At 58.4% G+C, this 20,545-nt stretch carries 23 protein-coding genes; 5 read left to right on the forward strand and 18 right to left on the reverse strand.

Annotated features, from left to right (window positions below):
• Position 1 precedes the first annotated feature (1 nt).
• The 14 genes from pal to AB4O16_RS10310 form a co-directional block, all read right to left on the reverse strand.
• Positions 2-499: a peptidoglycan-associated lipoprotein Pal gene (pal, locus tag AB4O16_RS10245; RefSeq protein WP_003178634.1), complete on the reverse strand. Its 498-nt coding sequence runs from the start codon at positions 497-499 to the stop codon at positions 2-4.
• A 52-nt stretch (positions 500-551) separates the two neighbouring features.
• Complete coding sequence (tolB, locus tag AB4O16_RS10250; protein WP_178120754.1) at positions 552-1,832, reverse strand: Tol-Pal system beta propeller repeat protein TolB; 1,281 nt, start codon at positions 1,830-1,832, stop codon at positions 552-554.
• A gap of 17 nt (positions 1,833-1,849) precedes the next feature.
• Positions 1,850-2,929: a cell envelope integrity protein TolA gene (gene tolA / locus AB4O16_RS10255; protein WP_160389295.1), complete on the reverse strand. Its 1,080-nt coding sequence runs from the start codon at positions 2,927-2,929 to the stop codon at positions 1,850-1,852.
• The gene (gene tolR / locus AB4O16_RS10260; RefSeq protein ID WP_160389304.1) at positions 2,929-3,381 is read right to left on the reverse strand and encodes a protein TolR; all 453 of its coding nucleotides are present in this window, start codon (positions 3,379-3,381) and stop codon (positions 2,929-2,931) included. The genes tolA and tolR overlap by 1 nt, the downstream gene beginning before the upstream one ends.
• Positions 3,382-3,404: 23 nt before the next feature.
• The gene (gene tolQ, locus AB4O16_RS10265) at positions 3,405-4,100 is read right to left on the reverse strand and encodes a protein TolQ (RefSeq protein ID WP_008147369.1); all 696 of its coding nucleotides are present in this window, start codon (positions 4,098-4,100) and stop codon (positions 3,405-3,407) included.
• Complete coding sequence (ybgC, locus tag AB4O16_RS10270) at positions 4,090-4,557, reverse strand: tol-pal system-associated acyl-CoA thioesterase (RefSeq protein WP_460157654.1); 468 nt, start codon at positions 4,555-4,557, stop codon at positions 4,090-4,092. Before ybgC ends, tolQ begins: the two co-directional genes overlap by 11 nt.
• 127 nt (positions 4,558-4,684) lie before the next feature.
• On the reverse strand, positions 4,685-5,746 hold the full coding sequence (gene ruvB, locus AB4O16_RS10275) for a Holliday junction branch migration DNA helicase RuvB (protein ID WP_160389293.1): 1,062 nt from the start codon (positions 5,744-5,746) through the stop codon (positions 4,685-4,687).
• On the reverse strand, positions 5,747-6,355 hold the full coding sequence (ruvA, locus tag AB4O16_RS10280) for a Holliday junction branch migration protein RuvA (protein ID WP_110660727.1): 609 nt from the start codon (positions 6,353-6,355) through the stop codon (positions 5,747-5,749).
• A gap of 114 nt (positions 6,356-6,469) precedes the next feature.
• A complete protein-coding gene (ruvC, locus tag AB4O16_RS10285; protein ID WP_046042207.1) occupies positions 6,470-6,994 on the reverse strand; it encodes a crossover junction endodeoxyribonuclease RuvC in 525 nt (174 codons plus the stop codon).
• Between the two features lie 96 nt (positions 6,995-7,090).
• Entirely contained in the window at positions 7,091-7,837 is a 747-nt protein-coding gene (locus AB4O16_RS10290; RefSeq protein WP_150717232.1) for a YebC/PmpR family DNA-binding transcriptional regulator, read from the reverse strand.
• Positions 7,838-7,966: 129 nt separating this feature from the next.
• Positions 7,967-9,742, reverse strand: coding sequence for an aspartate--tRNA ligase (gene aspS / locus AB4O16_RS10295; RefSeq protein ID WP_160389292.1), 1,776 nt, complete (start codon positions 9,740-9,742; stop codon positions 7,967-7,969).
• Positions 9,743-9,851: 109 nt separating this feature from the next.
• Entirely contained in the window at positions 9,852-10,073 is a 222-nt protein-coding gene (locus AB4O16_RS10300; protein ID WP_032829812.1) for an FmdB family zinc ribbon protein, read from the reverse strand.
• A 136-nt stretch (positions 10,074-10,209) separates the two neighbouring features.
• Positions 10,210-10,545: a ribbon-helix-helix domain-containing protein gene (locus tag AB4O16_RS10305; RefSeq protein WP_150717230.1), complete on the reverse strand. Its 336-nt coding sequence runs from the start codon at positions 10,543-10,545 to the stop codon at positions 10,210-10,212.
• A 264-nt stretch (positions 10,546-10,809) separates the two neighbouring features.
• A complete protein-coding gene (locus tag AB4O16_RS10310; protein WP_103397513.1) occupies positions 10,810-11,280 on the reverse strand; it encodes a Dps family protein in 471 nt (156 codons plus the stop codon).
• A 309-nt stretch (positions 11,281-11,589) separates the two neighbouring features.
• Between AB4O16_RS10310 and AB4O16_RS10315 the strand changes: the two genes are divergently transcribed.
• On the forward strand, positions 11,590-12,192 hold the full coding sequence (locus AB4O16_RS10315; RefSeq protein ID WP_160389291.1) for a cold-shock protein: 603 nt from the start codon (positions 11,590-11,592) through the stop codon (positions 12,190-12,192).
• Positions 12,193-12,257: 65 nt separating this feature from the next.
• Here the strand turns inward: AB4O16_RS10315 and AB4O16_RS10320 are convergent, their stop codons facing one another.
• Positions 12,258-12,464, reverse strand: coding sequence for a SlyX family protein (locus tag AB4O16_RS10320; RefSeq protein ID WP_160389290.1), 207 nt, complete (start codon positions 12,462-12,464; stop codon positions 12,258-12,260).
• A gap of 3 nt (positions 12,465-12,467) precedes the next feature.
• On the reverse strand, positions 12,468-12,893 hold the full coding sequence (locus tag AB4O16_RS10325) for an HIT domain-containing protein (RefSeq protein WP_460157655.1): 426 nt from the start codon (positions 12,891-12,893) through the stop codon (positions 12,468-12,470).
• Positions 12,894-13,802: 909 nt separating this feature from the next.
• On the opposite strand from AB4O16_RS10325, the gene AB4O16_RS10330 reads away from it, so the two are divergent.
• Positions 13,803-15,131: an OprD family porin gene (locus AB4O16_RS10330; RefSeq protein ID WP_160389288.1), complete on the forward strand. Its 1,329-nt coding sequence runs from the start codon at positions 13,803-13,805 to the stop codon at positions 15,129-15,131.
• Positions 15,132-15,270: 139 nt separating this feature from the next.
• Here the strand turns inward: AB4O16_RS10330 and AB4O16_RS10335 are convergent, their stop codons facing one another.
• Positions 15,271-16,113: a mechanosensitive ion channel family protein gene (locus AB4O16_RS10335; RefSeq protein WP_160389287.1), complete on the reverse strand. Its 843-nt coding sequence runs from the start codon at positions 16,111-16,113 to the stop codon at positions 15,271-15,273.
• A 137-nt stretch (positions 16,114-16,250) separates the two neighbouring features.
• Positions 16,251-16,736: a YajQ family cyclic di-GMP-binding protein gene (locus tag AB4O16_RS10340; protein WP_060539637.1), complete on the reverse strand. Its 486-nt coding sequence runs from the start codon at positions 16,734-16,736 to the stop codon at positions 16,251-16,253.
• Between the two features lie 135 nt (positions 16,737-16,871).
• On the opposite strand from AB4O16_RS10340, the gene AB4O16_RS10345 reads away from it, so the two are divergent.
• The 3 genes from AB4O16_RS10345 to AB4O16_RS10355 are packed head-to-tail and all read left to right on the forward strand — an operon-like array spanning position 16,872 to position 20,455.
• Positions 16,872-17,789 (forward strand): putative 2-dehydropantoate 2-reductase, encoded by a 918-nt coding sequence (locus AB4O16_RS10345; protein WP_460157656.1) that lies wholly within the window; start codon positions 16,872-16,874, stop codon positions 17,787-17,789.
• A gap of 45 nt (positions 17,790-17,834) precedes the next feature.
• The gene (locus AB4O16_RS10350) at positions 17,835-19,871 is read left to right on the forward strand and encodes a sensor histidine kinase (RefSeq protein ID WP_160389285.1); all 2,037 of its coding nucleotides are present in this window, start codon (positions 17,835-17,837) and stop codon (positions 19,869-19,871) included.
• Between the two features lie 2 nt (positions 19,872-19,873).
• Positions 19,874-20,455, forward strand: a complete 582-nt coding sequence (locus AB4O16_RS10355) for a cob(I)yrinic acid a,c-diamide adenosyltransferase (RefSeq protein ID WP_460157657.1) — start codon at positions 19,874-19,876, stop codon at positions 20,453-20,455.
• Positions 20,456-20,545 lie beyond the last annotated feature (90 nt).

The following is a 20,545-nucleotide window of genomic DNA, read 5'->3' on the forward strand; positions in this document are numbered from 1 at the left end:
ATTACTTACGCAGTTCGACGCGACGGTTTTGAGCCCAGGACTGCTCGTCGTTGCCGGTAGCAACTGGACGCTCTTCGCCGTAGGAAACCAGTTCCAGCTGAGCTGGGGAAACACCTTGCAGTACCAGGTAGCGCTGAACGGCTTTCGCACGACGCTCGCCCAGTGCCATGTTGTACTCACGAGTACCACGTTCGTCGGTGTTGCCTTCCAGAACAACGCGAGCGCCGTTTGCTTTCAGGTCTTTGGCGTGAACGTCCAGAGCGCGCATGGCTTCTGGCTTCAGGTCCGAGCTGTCGTATTCGAAGTAGAAAGTGGTGATAGCGCGCAGAGCAGCTTCTTCGCTCAGGGAGCCGTCAACTGCACCAGTGTTTGCGCCGTAACCAGCGTTTGGATCTACCGCGCCTTCACCGGCATTGTCGCCGCCTTTGGACGAGCAACCTACAGCTACAGCCATGGCCAGTGCCAGCGCAGCAAATTTACCAAACTTCAGCATTTCCATCGTGAAACTCCTAATGAACCCCAGTGTGTTAAGTACAACGTATAGCGCCGCGTCAGTTCAGGTAAGGGGACCAGGAAGGTTCTCTGACTTCGCCTTGTGCGGTAGGAAGCGGGAGCCTTACGCGTCCATTGATGGACACGAGCATCAAGACTCCCCGGCCCTGCTGGCGGGTGGCGTAGATTACCATGGTGCCGTTGGGCGCAACAGTAGGCGACTCGTCCAGAGTGCTATCAGTGAGGATTTTTACGCTGCCGCGCTGCAAATCCTGGGCCGCCACCTTGAAATTGGTGAATCCATCCTGACGGTGAATCATGACAAGCGTCTTTTCATCAGCCGACAATTTAGGGTTGGCGTTGTAGTTGCCGACGAAAGTCACGCGTTCGGCACCGCCACCACCGGCACTGGTCTTGTAGATCTGCGGTTTGCCGCCACGGTCGGACGTGAAGTAGATGGTCGAGCCATCCTTGCCCCAGAACGGTTCGGTGTTGATGCCGGGACCGTTGGTGACGCGGGTGATCTGACGCGAGCCCAGGTTCATCACGTAGATGTCCGGGTTGCCGTCTTTGGACAGCACGAACGCCAGGCGATTGCCATCCGGCGACCAGGCCGGTGCACCGTTCAGGCCTTCGAAGTTGGTGATCTGCTCACGGCGACCGGTGTCGATGTTCTGCATGAAGATACGCGGACGCTTCTGCTCGAAGGAGACATAAGCGATGCGCTTGCCATCCGGTGCGAAACGCGGCGACAGGATCGGCTCGCGCGATTGCAGCAGGGTCACGGCGCGGGCACCGTCGTAGTCCGAACGCTGCAGGGTGTAGCGAGTGTTGTTCTCGGAGAAACGCTCGGCCGTTACGTACAGCAGGCGAGTCGAGAAGGCACCCTTGATACCCGTGAGTTTTTCGAACGACTGGTCAGAGATGTAGTGCGCCATGTCGCGCAACTGATCGACGCCGCCCGACACGCTGCCGGTCAGCACTTGCTGCTCGGTGGCGACGTTGAACAGTGCGTATTGCACCTGCAGGCGACCGCCCGCCGGAACAATGCTGCCGACCATGACGTACTGGGCACCCAGCGCCTTGAAGTCACGGAAGATGATTTCGCTGGCCTGGCTCGGCTGGCTGATCATGTTCTGCTTTGGAAGCGGCGAGTAGTAACCCGAGTTGCGCAGGTCGTTACCGATGATTTCCGCCATGTCGTCCGGCAGCACGCTACCGCCCTGGAAACCGAACGGCACTACTGCGATCGGAGTCGCCCGATCGCTGCCGCTGGTGACCAGAATGTTTTTCTCATCTGCCATCGCCATGCCTGCCAGGCAGCAGATGGCGACGAGCATTCCTCGAAGAAGGTTTCTCACAAGGCTAGATCCTCAGGTGTGAATGTCATCTTGAATGAACGATACGGAGCGAAATCACTCGGCTTCATTCCCTGCATTTCTGTCAAACGTCCAATATTCTTCACCGCGGCAACAGCCGATGCGTCGAACGGACCGTCGCCACTGGACTTGGACACGCTGACCGAAGTCACCGTACCGTCCGGCAACATGCCGATTTGCAACACGACCGTCATGCCTTTGCGTGCCGAAGGTGGACGAGCCCAGCCTTCCGCTGCACGCGCACGAATCAGGTCATCGAAACTGCCGGCGACTTCGTCACCCTGCTCATCGGCCAAGGCCTGCTGACGCTGCGGCGTGTCGGAAAGCAAATCTGCCAGGGCCTGGGCCTTTTTGTCTTCGGCGGATTTACGTGCCGCGTCCTGCGATTTCTTCTTCGCAGCATCAGCGGCAGCTTTCTTCTTCGCTTCGTCGGCGACTTTCTTCTTCGCCTCTTCAGCCTCGGCTTTCTTCTTGGCGTCTTCCGCGGCTTTCTTCTTCGCGTCTTCGACGATCTTTTTCTTGGCTTCTTCAGCGGCCGCTTTCTTGGCCTCTTCTTCAGCAGCCTTCTTGGCTTCTTCTTCAGCTTTCTTCTTGGCTATATCAGCCAATTGTTTCTCTTCTGCCTTCTTGGCTTCCGCGGTTTTCTTCGCGTCGTCGGCTTTCTTGGCTTCATCAGCCTTTTTCGCCTCGTCCGCTTTCTTCGCCTCGTCGGCCTTCTTGGCTTCCTCGGCCTTTTGAGCCGCCTCTTCTTTCTTTTGTTCCGCAGCCTTCACCGCTTCCTGCTCGACCTTTTTCTGCTCCATCTGCTCGACTTCGGTCTGACGCGCAGCAGATTTCTGCGCTTCACCGGCAATCTTCTGATTGGTCTGGGTGGTCGCCCGACTTTTCGATTTCAGCTGGTACAAGGTCGCCTGGACAATCGGCTTGGCCGGCGGCAGTTCCGGGGTAAAGGCAAAACTGACGAACAGCATGCCGAACACCAGCACGTGCAAGCCAATCGCCCAGACACTAGGCCAGAAGTAGCTTTCCGAGGCGGACGGCTCTCGCTGTTGCTGCATCAGGGCGCCTCGGTAATCAAGCCAACATTACCGACCCCGGCTTTCTGCAACCCGCCCATCGCGCCCATGACGGAGCCGTAGTCGACGGTCTTGTCGCCGCGAATGAAGACCTGGGTACGCTTGCCGCCTTCGTTGCCGACGCGAATGATCTTGGTCACCGCGTCAGTCATCTGCGGCAGGGTCATGGCCCGATCCTGCTGCTTCTCGGTGTCGACTTCGCTGCCGAGATTCCAGTAGTAGGTCTTGTCGGATTTGATGGAAATGGTCAGGACCTGGGTGTTGTTGTCCTGCGGCAAGGCTTCGCTGGAAACCTTGGGCAGATCAACTTTCACGCCCTGATTGAGCATCGGCGCGGTCACCATGAAGATGACCAGCAGCACCAACATCACGTCGATGTAGGGCACCACGTTCATCTCGGCGACCGGCTTGCGCTTTTTGCGAGCTCGAGCGATTAAAGCCATTGGAAATTACCTGCTTATTCTTCGCTGGTGTGCACTTTGCGGTGCAGGATCGCCTGGAATTCGTCGGCGAAGGTGTAGTAGCGGCCCAGCAGGGTTTCGCTGCGAGCAGCAAAACGGTTGTAAGCGATAACGGCTGGAATGGCGGCGAACAGACCGATGGCCGTAGCGATCAGTGCTTCGGCGATGCCCGGTGCCACAGTGGCCAGGGTCGCTTGCTGGGCAGTCGCCAGACCGCGGAAGGAGTTCATGATCCCCCAGACGGTACCGAACAGGCCGATGTACGGGCTGACGGAACCGACGGTGGCGAGGAAAGGCAGGCTCTGCTCGAGCTTTTCTTCTTCGCGGGAAATGGCCACGCGCATGGCGCGGGCCACACCTTCCATGACCGCTTCCGGATCAACGCCTGGCTGCTGGCGCAGACGGGAGAATTCCTTGAAACCGGCACGGAAGATTTGCTCGACGCCCGAATCAGGGTCCGGGTTGCTGCCGGCCTGACGGTACAGCTTGGACAGGTCGATACCCGACCAGAAGCGCTCTTCAAAGCTCTCCAGGGCACGTCGACCGGCGCGCAGCAGGTTGCTGCGCTGAAAGATCATGATCCACGAGGTCACCGATGCGGCTACCAGGATCAGCATTACCAGTTGCACCACGATACTGGCATTGCTGACCAGGCTCCACATGGAGGAATGGTCGACGACGTTAGCTTCCACGCTTTATCTCCTGCTTTGAGTGTGTACCCGCGCCGCTCACGTCGGCAAAGGCCGCTCGTAGAGCTTCGGGAATGGCCCGGGGTTTTAAACTTTCAGTGCGCACACAGGCCACCAGAAACTGCCCTTCGCAGAGCAGCACATCATCCGTAGCCCGCCTGACCTGCTGCTTGAAGCGCAGGCTGACACGGTTCAATTCGATTACTTCAGCGCTTACCAGCAGCTCGTCGTCCAGTCGCGCCGGCGCGTGGTAGCGCGCTTCGCTGGAATGCACGACGAACAACAGGTCCTCCCCGGCAAGCGCAGATTGGGCAAAGCCCAGCTCTCGTAGCCGCTCGGTTCGAGCCCGTTCCATAAACTTGAGGTAATTAACGTAATACACGATGCCGCCCGCATCGGTGTCCTCGTAATAAACGCGACAACGATGTGCGAAAGGCTCAAGCCCGTTTTGCGCGCGCATACTCTAGTGCTTACTCCTCGGGTTGCCAATCCGGCCAGGCAACTGTTTTTCATTGTTCTGCGGCTTTCTCGCGAAAGTACGGTCCTAGGACAGCACAATGCCCGAAAAATCAGCCCGCAAAAGTTAATTAATCGTCCACGGCATCGAGAAACTCGTCTACCACGGGCATCTCGCCCAATCGTGACGGAATGTTTAAGCCGAAATGCAGGTAGGCATGCCGTGTCACCACTCGCCCGCGAGGGGTGCGCATGATGTAGCCCTGCTGAATCAGGTAAGGCTCCAGCACGTCTTCAATGGTATGACGCTCTTCGCTGATGGCGGCGGCCAGGCTGTCGACCCCGACCGGCCCGCCGTCGAACTTCTCGATCATGGTCAGCAACAGACGCCGGTCCTGGTGATCGAAGCCGCGCTCGTCGACATCGAGCAGATTCAGCGCCAGGTCGGCAATCGGCTTGGTGATATGCCCCTTGGCGCGAACTTCGGCGAAGTCACGCACCCGGCGCAGCAGTCGGTTGGCAATCCGTGGAGTGCCACGGGCACGGCGGGCGATTTCGAAGGCGCCTTCCGGGTCCAGCGGCAAACCGAGGATGCTCGCCGAACGACTGACAATCGTCGACAGGTCGGCGGTATTGTAGAACTCAAGACGCTGAACGATGCCGAAACGGTCGCGCAACGGGTTGGTGAGCATCCCCGCCCGGGTCGTTGCGCCGACCAGCGTGAAGGGCGGCAGATCCAGCTTGATCGAACGCGCGGCCGGCCCTTCGCCGATCATGATGTCGAGCTGGAAATCTTCCATGGCCGGGTACAGCACTTCTTCAACGATGGGCGACAGGCGATGGATTTCGTCGATGAACAACACATCGTGAGGTTCAAGGTTGGTCAACAGCGCCGCCAGGTCACCGGGGCGCTCCAGCACCGGACCCGAGGTGCTCTTGATCGACACCCCCATTTCCTGGGCGATGATGTTGGCGAGGGTCGTCTTGCCAAGACCGGGCGGCCCGAAGATCAGCGTGTGATCCAGGGACTCGTTACGACCGCGAGCGGCCTGAATGAACAACTCCATCTGCTCGCGAACGGTAGGCTGGCCAATGTATTCCGCCAGGCTGACCGGGCGAATCGCCCGATCCTGGACTTCTTCGCGCTCACGCGGACTGTGCGTGGCGGCGATCAGACGATCAGCTTCAATCACTTAGATCATTCCCTTCAAGGCGCGGCGGATCATGTCTTCACTGCTCAAACCTTTCTCCTTGATCGCAGACACCGCCTTGCTGGCTTCCTGGGGTTTGTAGCCCAGGGAGATCAAGGCGCTGACGGCGTCACTTTCGGCAGTGTTCACCGGGGCCGGTCCATCCGGCTGGTTCGGCACCAGGGCGAACATGGCCGGTACGGTTTCCCAGGCCTTGAAGCGATCCTTGAGCTCGACCAGCAAACGTTCTGCGGTTTTCTTGCCGACACCTGGCACCTTGGTCAGCGCCGAAGTGTCCTGAGACTGCACGCAGCGGACTAGCTCGTCGACTTCCAGGCTCGACATCAAGGCCAGCGCCAGTTTCGGCCCTACACCATTGAGGCGGATCAGCTCGCGAAAAAAGTCGCGCTCACGCTTGCCGACAAAACCATAGAGTAGTTGTGCGTCTTCGCGCACGACCAAATGGGTGTGCAAGGTCAGCGGCTCACCGACCGACGGCAAGCGGTACAGGGTCGTCATGGGCACTTCGAGTTCATAGCCCAGGCCGTTTACATCCAGAATCAGATGCGGAGGCTGCTTCTCAGCCAGGGTGCCGCGCAAACGTCCAATCACGTTACAAATCCTTGAGCGTTGGCCAGCTCTGGGCCAGCGACTGACAGAGCGAGGGAATGGCGCCGACAACCGGGGCGAAACGTCCCCGCTCCATGAAATTGATTGCTGATGCTATCAGAGACGCAGGCGACCGCCACGACTGCGTGCAGCTCCCAGACCATGGGGCAGCAGGCTGGAACGGGTGTGAGCGTGGCAAATGGCAATGGCCAGGGCGTCCGAGGCATCGATCTGCGGTTTGCTGGTCAGCTTGAGCATGTGCATGACCATCATCTGCACCTGCTCCTTGTTGGCGGCGCCGGTGCCGACCACCGCCTGCTTGACCTGGGTCGCGGAGTATTCGGCAATTTCCAGGTTTTCTTCCGCGCCCGCCACAATGGCGGCGCCGCGGGCCTGCCCCAGTTTCAGGGCGGAATCGGCGTTGCGGGCCATGAACACCTTTTCGATCCCCATGGTCACCGGATGGTAGGTCTGAATGATCTCCCGCACCCCGCGATAGACAATCTGCAGTCGCTCATGCAGCTCGCCGGCACCAGTGCGGATACAACCGGAGGCGACGTACTCACAGCCACGGCCGGTATCACGAACCACTCCGTAACCGGTGATGCGCGAACCGGGGTCGATACCAAGAATTAAAGTCATAACGCCTGCGGAGTCAGTAAAGGCACGAATTTCAATGCAGCAAATAACCAATGTGGGAGCTGGTTTGCCAGCTCCCACATTGGATCTTGGTTACCCTTAACCGAGCTGTGCGGCCACCGACTCCGGAATCTCCGCGTTGGAATAGACGTTCTGCACGTCGTCCAGGTCTTCGAGCATGTCGATCAGCTTGAGGACTTTCTCGGCGCCTTCCAGATCCAGTTCGGCACTGGTGGTCGGCAGCATGACGATTTCGGCGTCATCGCCCTTGAAACCGGCCGCTTCCAGCGCGTTACGCACGGAGTAGAACCCGGAGAACGAGGTGAATACGTCGATGGAACCGTCTTCGTTGGTCACCACGTCATCGGCGTCAGCTTCCATGGCCGCTTCCATCAGCGCGTCTTCGTCAACGCCGGCAGCGAAGGAGATCTGCCCCTTGCGTTCGAACAGATAGGCCACCGAACCGTCAGTCCCGAGGTTGCCACCGCACTTGCTGAACGCGTGACGAACCGCAGCTGCGGTGCGATTACGGTTGTCGGTCATGCACTCGACCATGACCGCCACGCCGCCAGGGCCGTAACCTTCGTAGGTCAGTTCGACCATGTCGTCGGTATCGGCTGCACCAGCGCCACGGGCAACTGCCCGATCAATGATATCGCGACTCATGTTCGCGCCAAGGGCCTTGTCCAACGCCAGGCGCAGACGCGGGTTGGAACCTGGATCACCGCCACCCTGACGGGCCGCGACAGTCAGCTCACGAATCCACTTGGTGAAAATCTTGCCTTTTTTGGCATCCTGACGTTCTTTGCGGTGCTTGATGTTCGCCCACTTGGAATGACCTGCCATAACTCGCTCCGAATTCTCTTTGAAACATTGCCCGCCACGCTATTTCGCGCCGGCCGGCAAACAAAAAACCTTGAACAGCGCTATCTATAAAGAAAGGGCGCATCCGCGGATGCGCCCTTCAGGTCAGCCTTACTCGGCCTTGGGCGTTTCGCGCAGGCGAATGTGCAATTCGCGCAATGCCTTGGCATCCACCTGGCCCGGTGCCTGAGTCATGACGTCCGCCGCGCTCTGGGTTTTCGGGAAAGCGATCACTTCACGGATCGACTGGGCGCCGGTCATCAGCATCACCAGGCGGTCCAGACCGAAGGCCAGGCCACCGTGCGGCGGTGCGCCGTACTTCAGGGCGTCGAGCAGGAAGCCGAACTTCTCTTCCTGTTCCGCTTCGTTGATGCCCAGCAGGCGGAAGACCGCTTGTTGCATCTCTTTGCGGTGGATTCGAATCGAACCGCCGCCCAACTCGGTGCCGTTCAACACCATGTCGTAGGCACGGGACAGAGCGCCCGCCGGGTTGGCTTCCAACTCCGCCGGGGAGCACTTCGGCGCGGTGAACGGGTGGTGCAAGGCGCTGAAGCTGCCGTCGTCGTTCTCCTCGAACATCGGGAAGTCAACGACCCACATCGGAGCCCATTCGCAGGTCAGCAGGCTCAGGTCGTGGCCGAGCTTGATGCGCAGTGCGCCCAACGCTTCGCTGACGATCTTGGCCTTGTCGGCGCCGAAGAACACGATGTCGCCATCGACTGCACCCACGCGATCGAGGATCACGTTCAGGTTGGCCTCAGGGATGTTCTTCACGATCGGCGATTGCAGACCGTCAACACCGGCAGCGCGCTCGTTGACCTTGATGTACGCCAGGCCCTTGGCACCGTAGATGCCGACGAACTTGGTGTAGTCGTCGATCTGCTTGCGCGGCATGCTCGCCCCGCCTGGAACGCGCAAGGCGGCGATGCGGCATTTCGGATCGTTGGCCGGACCGCTGAACACCTTGAAGTCGACTTCCTTGAGCTGATCGGCCACATCCACCAGTTCCAGCGGGTTACGCAGGTCTGGCTTGTCGGAACCGTAGCGGCGCATGGCTTCTTCGAAGGTCATGTGCGGGAATTCGCCGAACTCCAGACCCAGCACTTCCTTGAACAGGTTGCGGATCATTTGCTCGGTCAGGCCCATGATCTCTTTTTCATCGAGGAAGCTGGTCTCGATGTCGATCTGGGTGAATTCCGGCTGGCGGTCGGCACGCAGGTCTTCGTCACGGAAGCACTTGGCGATCTGGTAGTAACGGTCGAAGCCGGCCACCATCAGCAGTTGCTTGAACAGCTGCGGCGATTGCGGCAGGGCGAAGAACGAACCGGCGTGAGTACGGCTCGGCACCAGGTAGTCGCGCGCGCCTTCCGGAGTAGCACGGGTCAGGATCGGGGTTTCTACGTCGAGGAAGCCGTTTTCGTCCAGGAAGCGACGGATGCTGGTGGTCATGCGCGAACGCAGGCGCAGCTTCTCGGCCATTTCCGGACGACGCAGGTCGAGGAAGCGATAACGCAGGCGGGTTTCTTCGCCGACGTCGGAGAACTCGTTCAACGGGAACGGCGGGGTTTCCGATTCGTTCAGCACTTCCAGCTCGTAGCCGAGGACTTCGATCATGCCCGACGCCATGTTGGCGTTGGTCGCACCGGCCGGACGCAGGCGAACCTTGCCGGTGATCTTCACGACGTACTCGCTGCGCACGCGGTCGGCGGCGGCGAAGGTTTCAGCGCGGTCCGGATCGAACACGACCTGGGCCAGACCATCACGATCACGGATATCGAGGAAAATCACCCCACCGTGGTCACGGCGACGGTGAACCCATCCGCAAAGGGTAATTTCCTGGCCGTCCAGGCTTTCGTTCAGTTGGCCGCAATAATGGCTGCGCATCATGGTCGTGGTTTCACTTCTCGTAATTCGAAATTCGGTTGGAGGCCCTGGGCACATCCGCTGGGGGATGCTGCAAGAACTCGCGCGTGTCGTTCAATTCAGGTCCAGGACCTTAGTCAGCTTTGTCGCCGCCGGCCAGGTTCTTCTTGGAACCGGTCTTGAAATCTGTTTCGTACCAACCCGTGCCGCTGAGGCGAAAGCCCGGCATGGACAGCAACTTTTTAAGCTCTGGCGCCTGACAGGCAGGGCAGTCGACCAGCGGTGCATCGCTGATCTTTTGAATGGCTTCCAACTGATGACCACAGGAAGCACATTGATAATCGTACATCGGCATGGAGGTTGTCTCGGCGATCAGATTGCTACCGCACACGCAAGGTTTCGCGGCAAAGAGCGGGATTATATCCATTAAATGCGGCCTGTGCAGCCGTAAGACTGCACAGACCGACACTCTGCTGTTTTCACCGCCCCGACTAGGCCGTGACGATGCAACCCCCTTCCTTGAGACTGTGCACGACACAGACAACCCGCACCAATCCGCTGAAATTCCTTACGCCACCATGACGCAAGTGAACTTCGCGATCCACATGGGATAGCAGGCTACTGACCGAGCAACCGTTGACCCTGGCCATCTCCGCCAAAATATCCCAATAAACCTGCTCGAGCCGCAAACAGGTGGCAAAGCCATTCAATCGTACGGAGCGGGACAGGGGCCGGGCCAATCCCATATCGAACTCGCGAACGAACGGATCAACCCTGACATCCTTGTGCGAACCGTATCGCCCTTCTGCCTGCCTTTCATAAACCATAACGCTGACACTCCTTTGCCATTCTGGTTTGTTTAAAAGCAACTGTCCGTCGACTTATAAAAACGCAGAAACAAAGGTATATCCAGATGACTTGATGACCCACGGCGTAGGATAAGCCAACAACTTTTGGCAGACCCCGGAGAACGTCCTACTCCGGACTATCTCCCACGCAACAACGCGAAACGCCCTTCAGAAGCACGGCAGTGAATGGCGTAGGAAACAGGGCGCGAAGAACACTCCAGGGGTCATCCGCGCACGCAAGTGTTACTGATCGAGCAGAGCGCGAAGCATCCACGCGGTTTTTTCATGCACCTGCATACGCTGGGTAAGCAAGTCCGCCGTGGGTTCATCGCTGACCTTGTCGAGCAAAGGGAAAATCCCCCGCGCCGTCCGGGTGACGGCTTCCTGCCCCTCGACCAATTGCCTGATCATGTCTTCGGCAGCCGGCACACCCACCTCTTCCTTGATAGAAGACAGCCGCGCGTAGACGGAGTAGGCACCGGGCGCGGGAAACCCGAGGGCGCGAATGCGCTCGGCAATCGAATCGACCGCCAGGGCCAGTTCGGTGTATTGCTCTTCGAACATCAGGTGCAGCGTTCGAAACATCGGCCCGGTGACGTTCCAATGGAAATTATGGGTTTTCAAATAAAGTACGTAGGTGTCCGACAGCAGGCGCGAAAGCCCGTCGACGATGGACTTGCGGTCCTCTTCACTGATACCGATATCGATTGCCATGTTTTTCCCCTAAAGGTGATGAATTTCAGCCAACAGGTGCCCACCCACTCTAGCAAGCCTGCCGCCTTGTCGCAGCCCCGCAACTTCGCGCAACCTGCGACAAATCACCGTCAAAGAGCCGCCGGACGCCCTGATTTGAGTAGCCTGCGGCTTTGCTGTTAAATAGACGGCGTGTCGCCAGTGCCTATTTTTCCGGGCATGGCGCATAGGCTGATACCGGGCACGTGTCCAACGCCTCTTTATTGTCATGAAGCGAACCGTGCGTCATCAGCTCTTCCTTGTGAGCTGTCTTAACGTGAGTTAATCAAAATGTTGAAAATCGTCCATCTGCTGATAGGCACAGCGGCCTTGCTGCTGTCGTTCATCCCTGGCCTGCACCCTGAAGCCTTGCCTTACCTGCAACAACCTGACGCGCTGTACCTGGCCTTTTTCGGCCTGCTCAACCTCACTCTTGCACCTGTCATCCCTTACTGGAACAAAGGTCCGCGCCACCAACTGCAGAACCTGGTCAGCGCCCTGCTGGTTCTGGCCGTAGTCCTGCAAACCCTGACGCTGATCGCACCGATGCCTGTCATCGCCGGTCAACCTGCCGTTCTGTTCAGCCTGGTCGCAGCCGTGGTCGCTGTCGCCCTGCACCTGGGCATCAGCTTCTACAAATCGTCACCTGCCGCCGCCTCGCCTGGCTACGACATGAGCAACCGTGATACCGGCACCGTCAAATGGTTCAACACGTCCAAGGGCTTCGGCTTCATTTCCCGCGACTCCGGCGACGATATTTTCGTGCACTTCCGAGCCATTCGCGGTGAAGGCCACCGCGTCCTGGTAGAAGGCCAGCGCGTGGAGTTCTCTGTCATGAATCGTGACAAGGGCCTGCAAGCCGAAGATGTGATCGCCGCACTGCCGCGCCGCTGATTCAAGGCTAAAAAAAACCGCGCACAGCCTGGGCTGTCCGCGGTTTTTTCATGCCTGCATTTTGCTCAATAGTGCGGTGGTGGCGCGTCTTCTTCGAACGACTCGAACTGGCCGACCATTTCCTCCTGCCGCTTGAGCAGCGCGGCCATTTGTAGCTGAAGACGCTCGACCACCCGCTGCTGCGCGACCAGCACGTCATTCAAGGTCTGGATGGTGTCATCCTGAAAGGCCAGGCGGCTTTCGAGATCGGTAACGCGTTCTTCCAGGCTCATGGTTCAGCCCTCCAGAAACGTAAAATCATCGGTCAATATCAGGCGCAAACGTTCGCCAATGGCGGCAATCTGCTCCGAACTGTAGGGTTTTGCCGGCTGCTTACCCCAAACCGGCGCTGGCCAGGCGGCATCTTCGCGCTTGCGCACAATCACATGCATGTGCAACTGACTGACGACATTGCCCAGCGCCGCAACATTCAGCTTGTCCGCATCGAACGAGTCCTTGAGCACTTGCGAAAGCGCCGTCGTCTCCTGCCACAGCTGCTGCTGGTCTGCGACATCCAACTGAAATATCTCACTGATAGCCTCACGACGAGGTACCAGGATGAACCAGGGATAGTTCGAGTCGTTGGACAGCAGCAACCGGCAGAGCGGAAAGTCCCCGATCGGTAACGTGTCTTGTTGAAGTCGTGGATCTAGAGCGAACACTGCGCGTACTCCCGCCGGGTCATCATTTTTCAGCTTAGTGCCCATCCACAGGGGCGGCGCACCAAGCGACCGGACGGCAGCATACCTGTGAACGGCGCGCGCTTCACGACCAACCTTGCCCAGAGGCCGAGAGCGCCTACGAAAAGCGGATAACCGCCCCCGAATGAGACACCCTTCACCGTCACGCACCATTACAGAACTGGTCAACCGACAGAACACGCCGAAATGACTGATTAACAACGAAGAGTTCGCGCCGGGCACATGATCAACAGAGATAGATTCATCACAAGGCTAAAATTTTTTGCACCAAAATCGCACGGTGGGTCTACGCTGAACGCTTCGATATCCGCCATTTACTCACTGGCGGGGTGAACGGGTAACATTTTTGCTTGCCAGGCAGTCGAGCAGTACGACGCAACATGAAGCCAGGCAAGGCGTCAACCCCCAAACCAGAGGCGCTTGAACCCCCGTTTTCACGAGGTTTTCACAAAGTCAGGCAGTCGATTGAAAAAAAAGCGTAGCAAAATCCGAGTTTGCGCACGCTTATTGCATTGATACCCAACATCACCTGAGTGGCACCCGCTGGAAGCGGAGGCCTTCAGGCAAAAAAAGACAGTGGCAAGGTAGCCCGATGGAGATTCAAGCGTTTCACCAGGACTCTTTTTACCGACACCAAGGCACAGAAACAGCATTAAAGTTGTCAGCCCGGTTGCGTCGGAGCTCGAAATTTGCGACATCTACCTTGCTGTTTGCGACAGGGTCGTAAAGAACGCGAAAGGTTAGATACGCAAGTATCGCCAACATTGTCGGCGTGATATAAGTTTGCGCCGACACAAAAAGAAAGAGCCGCCCAGATAATAAATCAGGTGGGACGGCAGTACTCTTCTAAAACCAAAGGAGCAAATCACGATGCGCGTGATGAAGTGGAGCATGATCGCACTGGCAGTTGCAGCAGCAGCCAGTACCCAATTGGCTACGGCCGCCCCTTTCGTAAGTGACCAGGCTGAAGCCAAAGGTATTGTTGAAGACAGCACGCTGAACTTGCTGGTTCGCAACTACTACTTCAACCGTGATAACAAAGATGGCGGCAACGACCAGAAAGACTGGACCCAAGGTATTTGGGGCAACTTCAGCTCCGGTTACACCCAAGGCCTGATCGGTGTTGGCGTTGACGCTTTCGGTTACCTGGCGATCAAACTGGACGGCGGTGATGGCACCGGCGGCACCGGCAACATGAGCCGCGACGCCGATGGCGAAGTTAACGACAGCCAGGGCAAAGCCGGCGGCGCCGTTAAATTCCGCGTATCGAAAACCGAGCTGAAAGTCGGCGACATGCAGCCAAGCACTGCTCCAGTGTTCGCTGTTGGCGGTTCCCGTATCCTTCCTCAAACTGCCAGCGGCATCCAGCTGCAGAGCAGCGAAGTCAAAGACCTTGACCTCGAAGCCGGTCACTTCTACTCGGCCACCAGCCAGGACCGCAACGCTCGTGACGGCGGCCTGTTTGCAACCTACGCTGGCGTAGAAGCCAACTCCATCGACTACTTCGGTGGTAAATACGGCATCACCGACAACCTGTCGGCCTCGCTGTACGGCGCCAAGCTGGAAGACATCTGGAACCAGTACTACGCCAACCTGAACTACACCATCCCGCTGGGCGGCGACGAGTCGCTGAACCTGGACGGTAACATCTACAACACCAAAGACACTGGTGATGCCAAAGCGGGCGAGATCAGCAACACCGCTTACTCCCTGGCTGCCGCTTTCTCGTTCATGAAAGCACACACCATCACCCTCGCCTTCCAGAAGGTTAACGGTGACACTCCGTTCGACTACATCGGTGTGGGCAAAAACAACCGCGGCGGCGACTCGATCTTCCTCGCCAACTCCATCCAGTACTCTGACTTCAACGCCCCTGGCGAGAAGTCGGCTCAGGTTCGCTACGACCTGAAAATGGCTGAGTACGGCGTTCCAGGTCTGAGCTTCATGACCCGTTACGTGAAAGGTTGGGACATCGACGGCACCAACGCTCCAGTTGGCGGCGCTTACGAAGGCATCTACGGTGCTGACGGCAAGCACAACGAAACCAACTTCGAAGCCAAGTACGTTGTTCAGTCTGGCCCGGCAAAAGACCTGTCCTTCCGTATTCGTCAAGCATGGCACTTCGCTAACGCTGACGAAGGTGAAGGCGACGTGAAAGAGTTCCGTTTCATCGTCGACTACCCGCTGTCGGTTTTGTAATCGCATCCAGTTAGTTTGCGGTAACAAAAAAAGGCCCATCTTCGGATGGGCCTTTTTTGTTGCCTGTACAAATTGCTCAATTATTGAACAATCTTCATACATGCCTGACCGAAAAGTCAGACATGTAATGCATGAGCTATCACTGCACTGCGGATTCCTGAACCACGCGAATAACCCGCTGTGGAAATGGAATATCGATGCCGGCCTGTCTCAGGTGATCACGGGACAGTTCGTTGAACATGAACATCACATCCCAATAATCCGCTGTCTTCACCCAGACACGCAGGGAAACAGTGATAGAACTGTCGCCCAATGTCGAAATGACTGCCTGAGGTGCCGGGTCAGTCAATACACGCGGGTCTTTGGCCAACTCCAGCAACACTTCTCGGGCTTTCTGCAAATCCGCTTCGTAATCGACGCCTACATCAAACACGACTTTGCGGGTCGGCTGGCGATTGGTATTGGTGATGATGCCGTTCGACAGATTACCGTTGGGCACTATGATGGTTTTGTTGTCACCGGTGCGCAGTACGGTATGAAAAATCTGGATGCTGTCGACGGTGCCAGCGATCCCCTGTGCCTCGATCCAGTCACCGATACGAAACGGACGGAACAGCAAAATCAGCACGCCACCGGCGAAGTTCGCCAGGCTGCCCTGCAAGGCCAGGCCAATGGCCAGACCTGCCGCACCAATCGCGGCGACAAACGAAGTGGTTTCCACTCCGATCATCGAGGCCACGCTGACGATCAGCAGGATCTTGAGGATGATGTTCGCCAGGCTGCTGATAAAGCCTTGCAGCGCCAGGTCGGCATTACGCAATGCAATCAGGCCGCCGAGCTTTTTCGTGACTTTGTTGATCAACCACCAGCCGATGGCCAGGGTGATGACCGCCAGCAGTACACGGCTGCCGTACTCCATGATCATCGGGATCCAGGTTTGGGATACCTTGACCAGGTTGTCTACCTCAGCATTTAAGTCCATCTGCGTTCTCCTTTTCTCCGGCTATCCGGCATGCGTAAAAAAAGCGGCAGAAAGATCGAACCGTGACGGGCTCAATCGTTTCTGCCGTTGTCTGGGCCTCCGACGCCGAAAACGCCAGGAGGTTCCCGCTTTCAAGGTCAGTCGCGGAAGTTGTTGAACTGCAGCGGCATACCGAATTCCTTGGCCCGCAGCGCAGCAATGGCTTCTTGCAGGTCGTCACGCTTCTTGCCGGTAATACGCACCTGCTCGCCCTGAATGGCCGCCTGCACCTTGAGCTTGGCATCCTTGACGTGAGCGACGATCTTCTTCGCCATTTCCTTGTCGATGCCTTCCTTGAGCACGGCTTCCTGCTTCATCAGCTTGCCCGAGGCGAACGCATCCTTGACTTCAAGGCACTGCACGTCGATTTTGCGCTTGACCAGTGCCAGCTTGAGGATCTCAATCATCGCTTCGAGCTGGAAATCCGCTTCGGCGGTCAGGTTGACGGTCAGGTCTTTTTCCTTGAACTCGAAGCTGCCTTTGCCTTTCAGGTCATAACGACGATCGAGTTCCTTGACGGCGTTCTCGACCGCGTTGGTGACTTCGTGTTTGTCCAGTTCGGATACCACGTCGAACGACGGCATGTAATCTCTCCAAATTTAAAGGCGCACTGATGGAGCACGCCTGGCTTGCGGTTAAAATCCGCGCTGATTATAACGGGTCTTTCCCATCATTCACTGCGAGCTGCCGATGCACGCCATAAACAGAGCAAAAAGCTGATGTCTACCACCTGGCATGTTTTGGGCGCCGGCAGCCTCGGTACTTTATGGGCGACACGCCTGGCACGGGCTGGCGTGCCGGTTCGGCTGATCCTGCGGGACACCGCGAGACTGCAAGCCTATGAGGCCGCCGGTGGTTTGACACTGGTGGAACACGGCGAGGCGCAACGCTATGCCGTGCCCGCCGAGACCGCCGACACCACACAACCGATCAACCGCCTGCTGGTGGCGTGCAAAGCCTACGATACCGAAAGCGCGGTGGCCCGACTGGCACCACGCCTGGCCCCGGGCACCGAGCTGATCCTGTTGCAAAATGGCCTGGGCAGTCAGGACGCAGTGGCCGCCCAGGTTCCGCAGGCACGCTGCATCTATGCATCGAGCACCGAAGGCGCCTTTCGCGATGGCGATGGGCGCGTGGTGTTTGCCGGGCATGGCTTCACCTGGCTGGGTGATGCCAGCCATCCGGTCGCGCCGATCTGGCTCGACGACCTGAGCGCTGCCGGCATCCCCCACGAGTGGAGCACCGAAATCCTGACCCGGTTGTGGCGCAAACTGGCCCTCAACTGTGCGATCAATCCGCTGACTGTGCTGCACGACTGCCGCAACGGCGGGTTACAGCAACATCACTGTGAAGTCGCCACCCTGTGCGATGAACTGGTGGAATTGCTCGAGCGTTGCGGTCAGCCGGCGGCGGCCGAAAACCTGCAGCAGGAAGTCGAACGGGTGATTCACGCCACCGCCGCCAACTACTCCTCCATGCATCAGGACGTCAGCAGTCAGCGTCGCACGGAAATCAGCTATCTGCTGGGCTATGCCTGCAAGGTGGCCGCGCGCCATCAACTGAACCTGCCTCACCTCAAGCAGCTTGAATCGAGGTTGATTGCCCGCCTGCAAAGCCTTGGATTGCCCAGCGACTGAGCAGCGGCTACGCTGGCCACTTGTTCCTTATTTGCGATGAATCCGATGCCATTGCGCCAGCGCCTGGAAAACCTGCCCGTCGGCCAGAAACTGCTGGCCGCCCTGCTGGTACTGATGGTCACCGTTTTGCTGGTTGCCAACCTGACCTTTATCAGCGCCGCGTACTACATTTCCCAGGAAAGCATGGCGCCACAAGCCCTGCAGACCATCGGCCGGCTGGTATCCAATCCGAGCCTGGCCTCCGAAGCCCTGGCGTCGCCACAAAGCGCCGAGCGCCTGCTGAACGAACTCAACAGCTATTCACCGTTGCGCGCGGCAGCCTTGTATGACGGCAAGGGCGAGCAATTGGCGCAATTGCAGCACGGCGACAATCTGAAACTGCCGAAGCGTTTCCGGCATATCGAAGACTGGCAGGCCACCGAGTTCCGCACCAACCAGGTCATCACCCTGCCCCGCCCCGGCTCTGCACCGGGGCATTTGCTGTTGGTCGCCAGCAGTGAACTGCCAGTGGCGTTCTACACCGGCACTTTGACGGCCAGCCTGGGCATTCTGATCTTCAGTGTGCTGCTGTGGTTGATCATCGCCCGCCAGATCAAGCGCCTGATTACCCGGCCGATCCACCAACTCGAAGAGTTGTCCCGACAGGTCACTCGTGAAGAAAACTACGCACTGCGTGCTTCGAGAGGCAACCACGACGAAATCGGCAGCCTCGCCGAGGCGTTCAACACCATGCTCTCGCGGATCGAGGCCCGGGAGCAGCAACTCAAGCGGGCCCGGGACGACTCCCAGGCAGCCTACGACCAGGCCCAGGGGCTGGCGGAAGAAACCCGCCACACCAACCGCAAACTGGAGCTCGAGGTCCAGGTGCGCAGCAAGATCGAGAAAAAGCTCACCGGTTTCCAGAACTACCTCAACAGCATCATCGACTCCATGCCGTCGGCGCTGATCGCCCTCGACGAACAGCTCTATGTGACGCAGTGGAACCAGGAAGCCAGCGCCCTGTCCGGCACACGCCTGGACGAAGCCCTGAACCAGCCCATCTTCCTCGCCTTCGAACCGCTCAAGCCGTTTTTGCCGCAACTCAAGCAAACGGTCGAACAGCATACGGTCGCAAAAATCGAACGCGTCACCTGGCTCAAGGATGATGAACCTCGCCACTATGCCCTGACGTTCTATCCGTTGATGGGCGGTGCCGGGCGCGGTGTGGTGATCCGGATCGACGACATCACCCAGCGCCTGTCCCTGGAAGAGATGATGGTGCAGTCGGAGAAAATGCTTTCGGTGGGTGGTCTTGCCGCCGGCATGGCTCACGAGATCAACAACCCGCTAGGGGCGATCCTGCACAACGTGCAGAACATTCGCCGACGCCTGTCCTCCGACCTGCCAAAGAACCTGGAAGTGGCCGAGCACGCCGGCATCGAACTGGCGACGGTCAACCAGTACCTGCAAATCCGCGAGGTGCCGCAGTTGCTCGACGGCATCCAGCAAGCCGGCGCCCGAGCCGCCAAAATCGTTACCCACATGCTCAGTTTCAGCCGTCGCAGCACCCGTCAGATGGCCCCGTGCGACCTGCCAGCCCTGATCGATCAGGCGGTGGAAATCGCCGGCAACGATTTCGACCTGGCGATCGGCTTCGACTTCAAGGGCCAGGCCATCATTCGCCAGTTCGATCCAGCCCTTGGACCGGTCCCCGGCACCGCCAACGAACTGGAGCAGGTGCTGCTCAACCTGTTGAAAAACGCCGCGCAGGCCATTCACCAGCGCGAAGACGACAGCGAACCGGGGCGGATCATTCTGCGCACCAGGCTGAATCCGCCGTGGGCGGAAATTCAGGTCGAAGACAACGGCATCGGCATGAGCGAGAGCGTGCGCAAACGCACTTTCGAGCCGTTCTTCACCACCAAGGAAATCGGCCAGGGCACCGGGCTTGGGCTGTCGGTGTCGTACTTCATCATCACCAATAACCACAAGGGGCAGATGGAAGTGCAATCGACCCGGGGCCAAGGCACCTGCTTCACCTTGCGCCTGCCCCTGGCAAGCACACCACCCGTCTCGCAAGAACTCAATCTGCTATCGAGGTAACCATGGGCTTTCGCTTGTCGAAGATTTACACCCGCACTGGCGACAAAGGCGAGACCGGGCTGGGGGATGGCCGCCGCGTGCCCAAGGATCACCCGCGGATCGAGGCCATTGGCGAAGTGGATACACTGAACAGCCAGGTTGGCGTTCTTCTGGCCGGGTTGGCCGCAGAAACTGGTCAGTTTCCTGGCTTGAACGAAGTGATCGAGGTATTAGCTCCCTGCCAGCATCGGTTATTTGATCTCGGTGGTGAACTGGCGATGCCGGTGTATCAGGCGTTGAATACGGCGGAAATCGAACGCCTGGAAGCGGCGATCGATGTGTGGAATGAAGAATTGGGGCCGCTGGAAAACTTCATCTTGCCCAGCGGCTCGACACTGATTGCCCAGGCTCATGTCTGCCGCAGTCTGGCGCGCAGCGCAGAGCGGCGGTGTCAGCAATTGAATGCGATCGAGCCGTTGGCCGGGGTTGGCCTGGCGTATATCAATCGGTTGTCGGATTTGTTGTTTGTGATGGCGCGGTTGATTGCCAGGCGTCAGGGGATTGCCGAGATTCTTTGGCAGCCGGCGGCGAAGCCTGGGGTTTAGTCGGCGCCTGCCAAGGCCTCATCGCGGGCAAGCCCGCTCCCACAGGGATTGTTAGTGTTCACACAATCTGTGTTTCACCTTGACCACTGT

It is taken from the genome of Pseudomonas sp. S2_H10 (genome assembly GCF_054668285.1).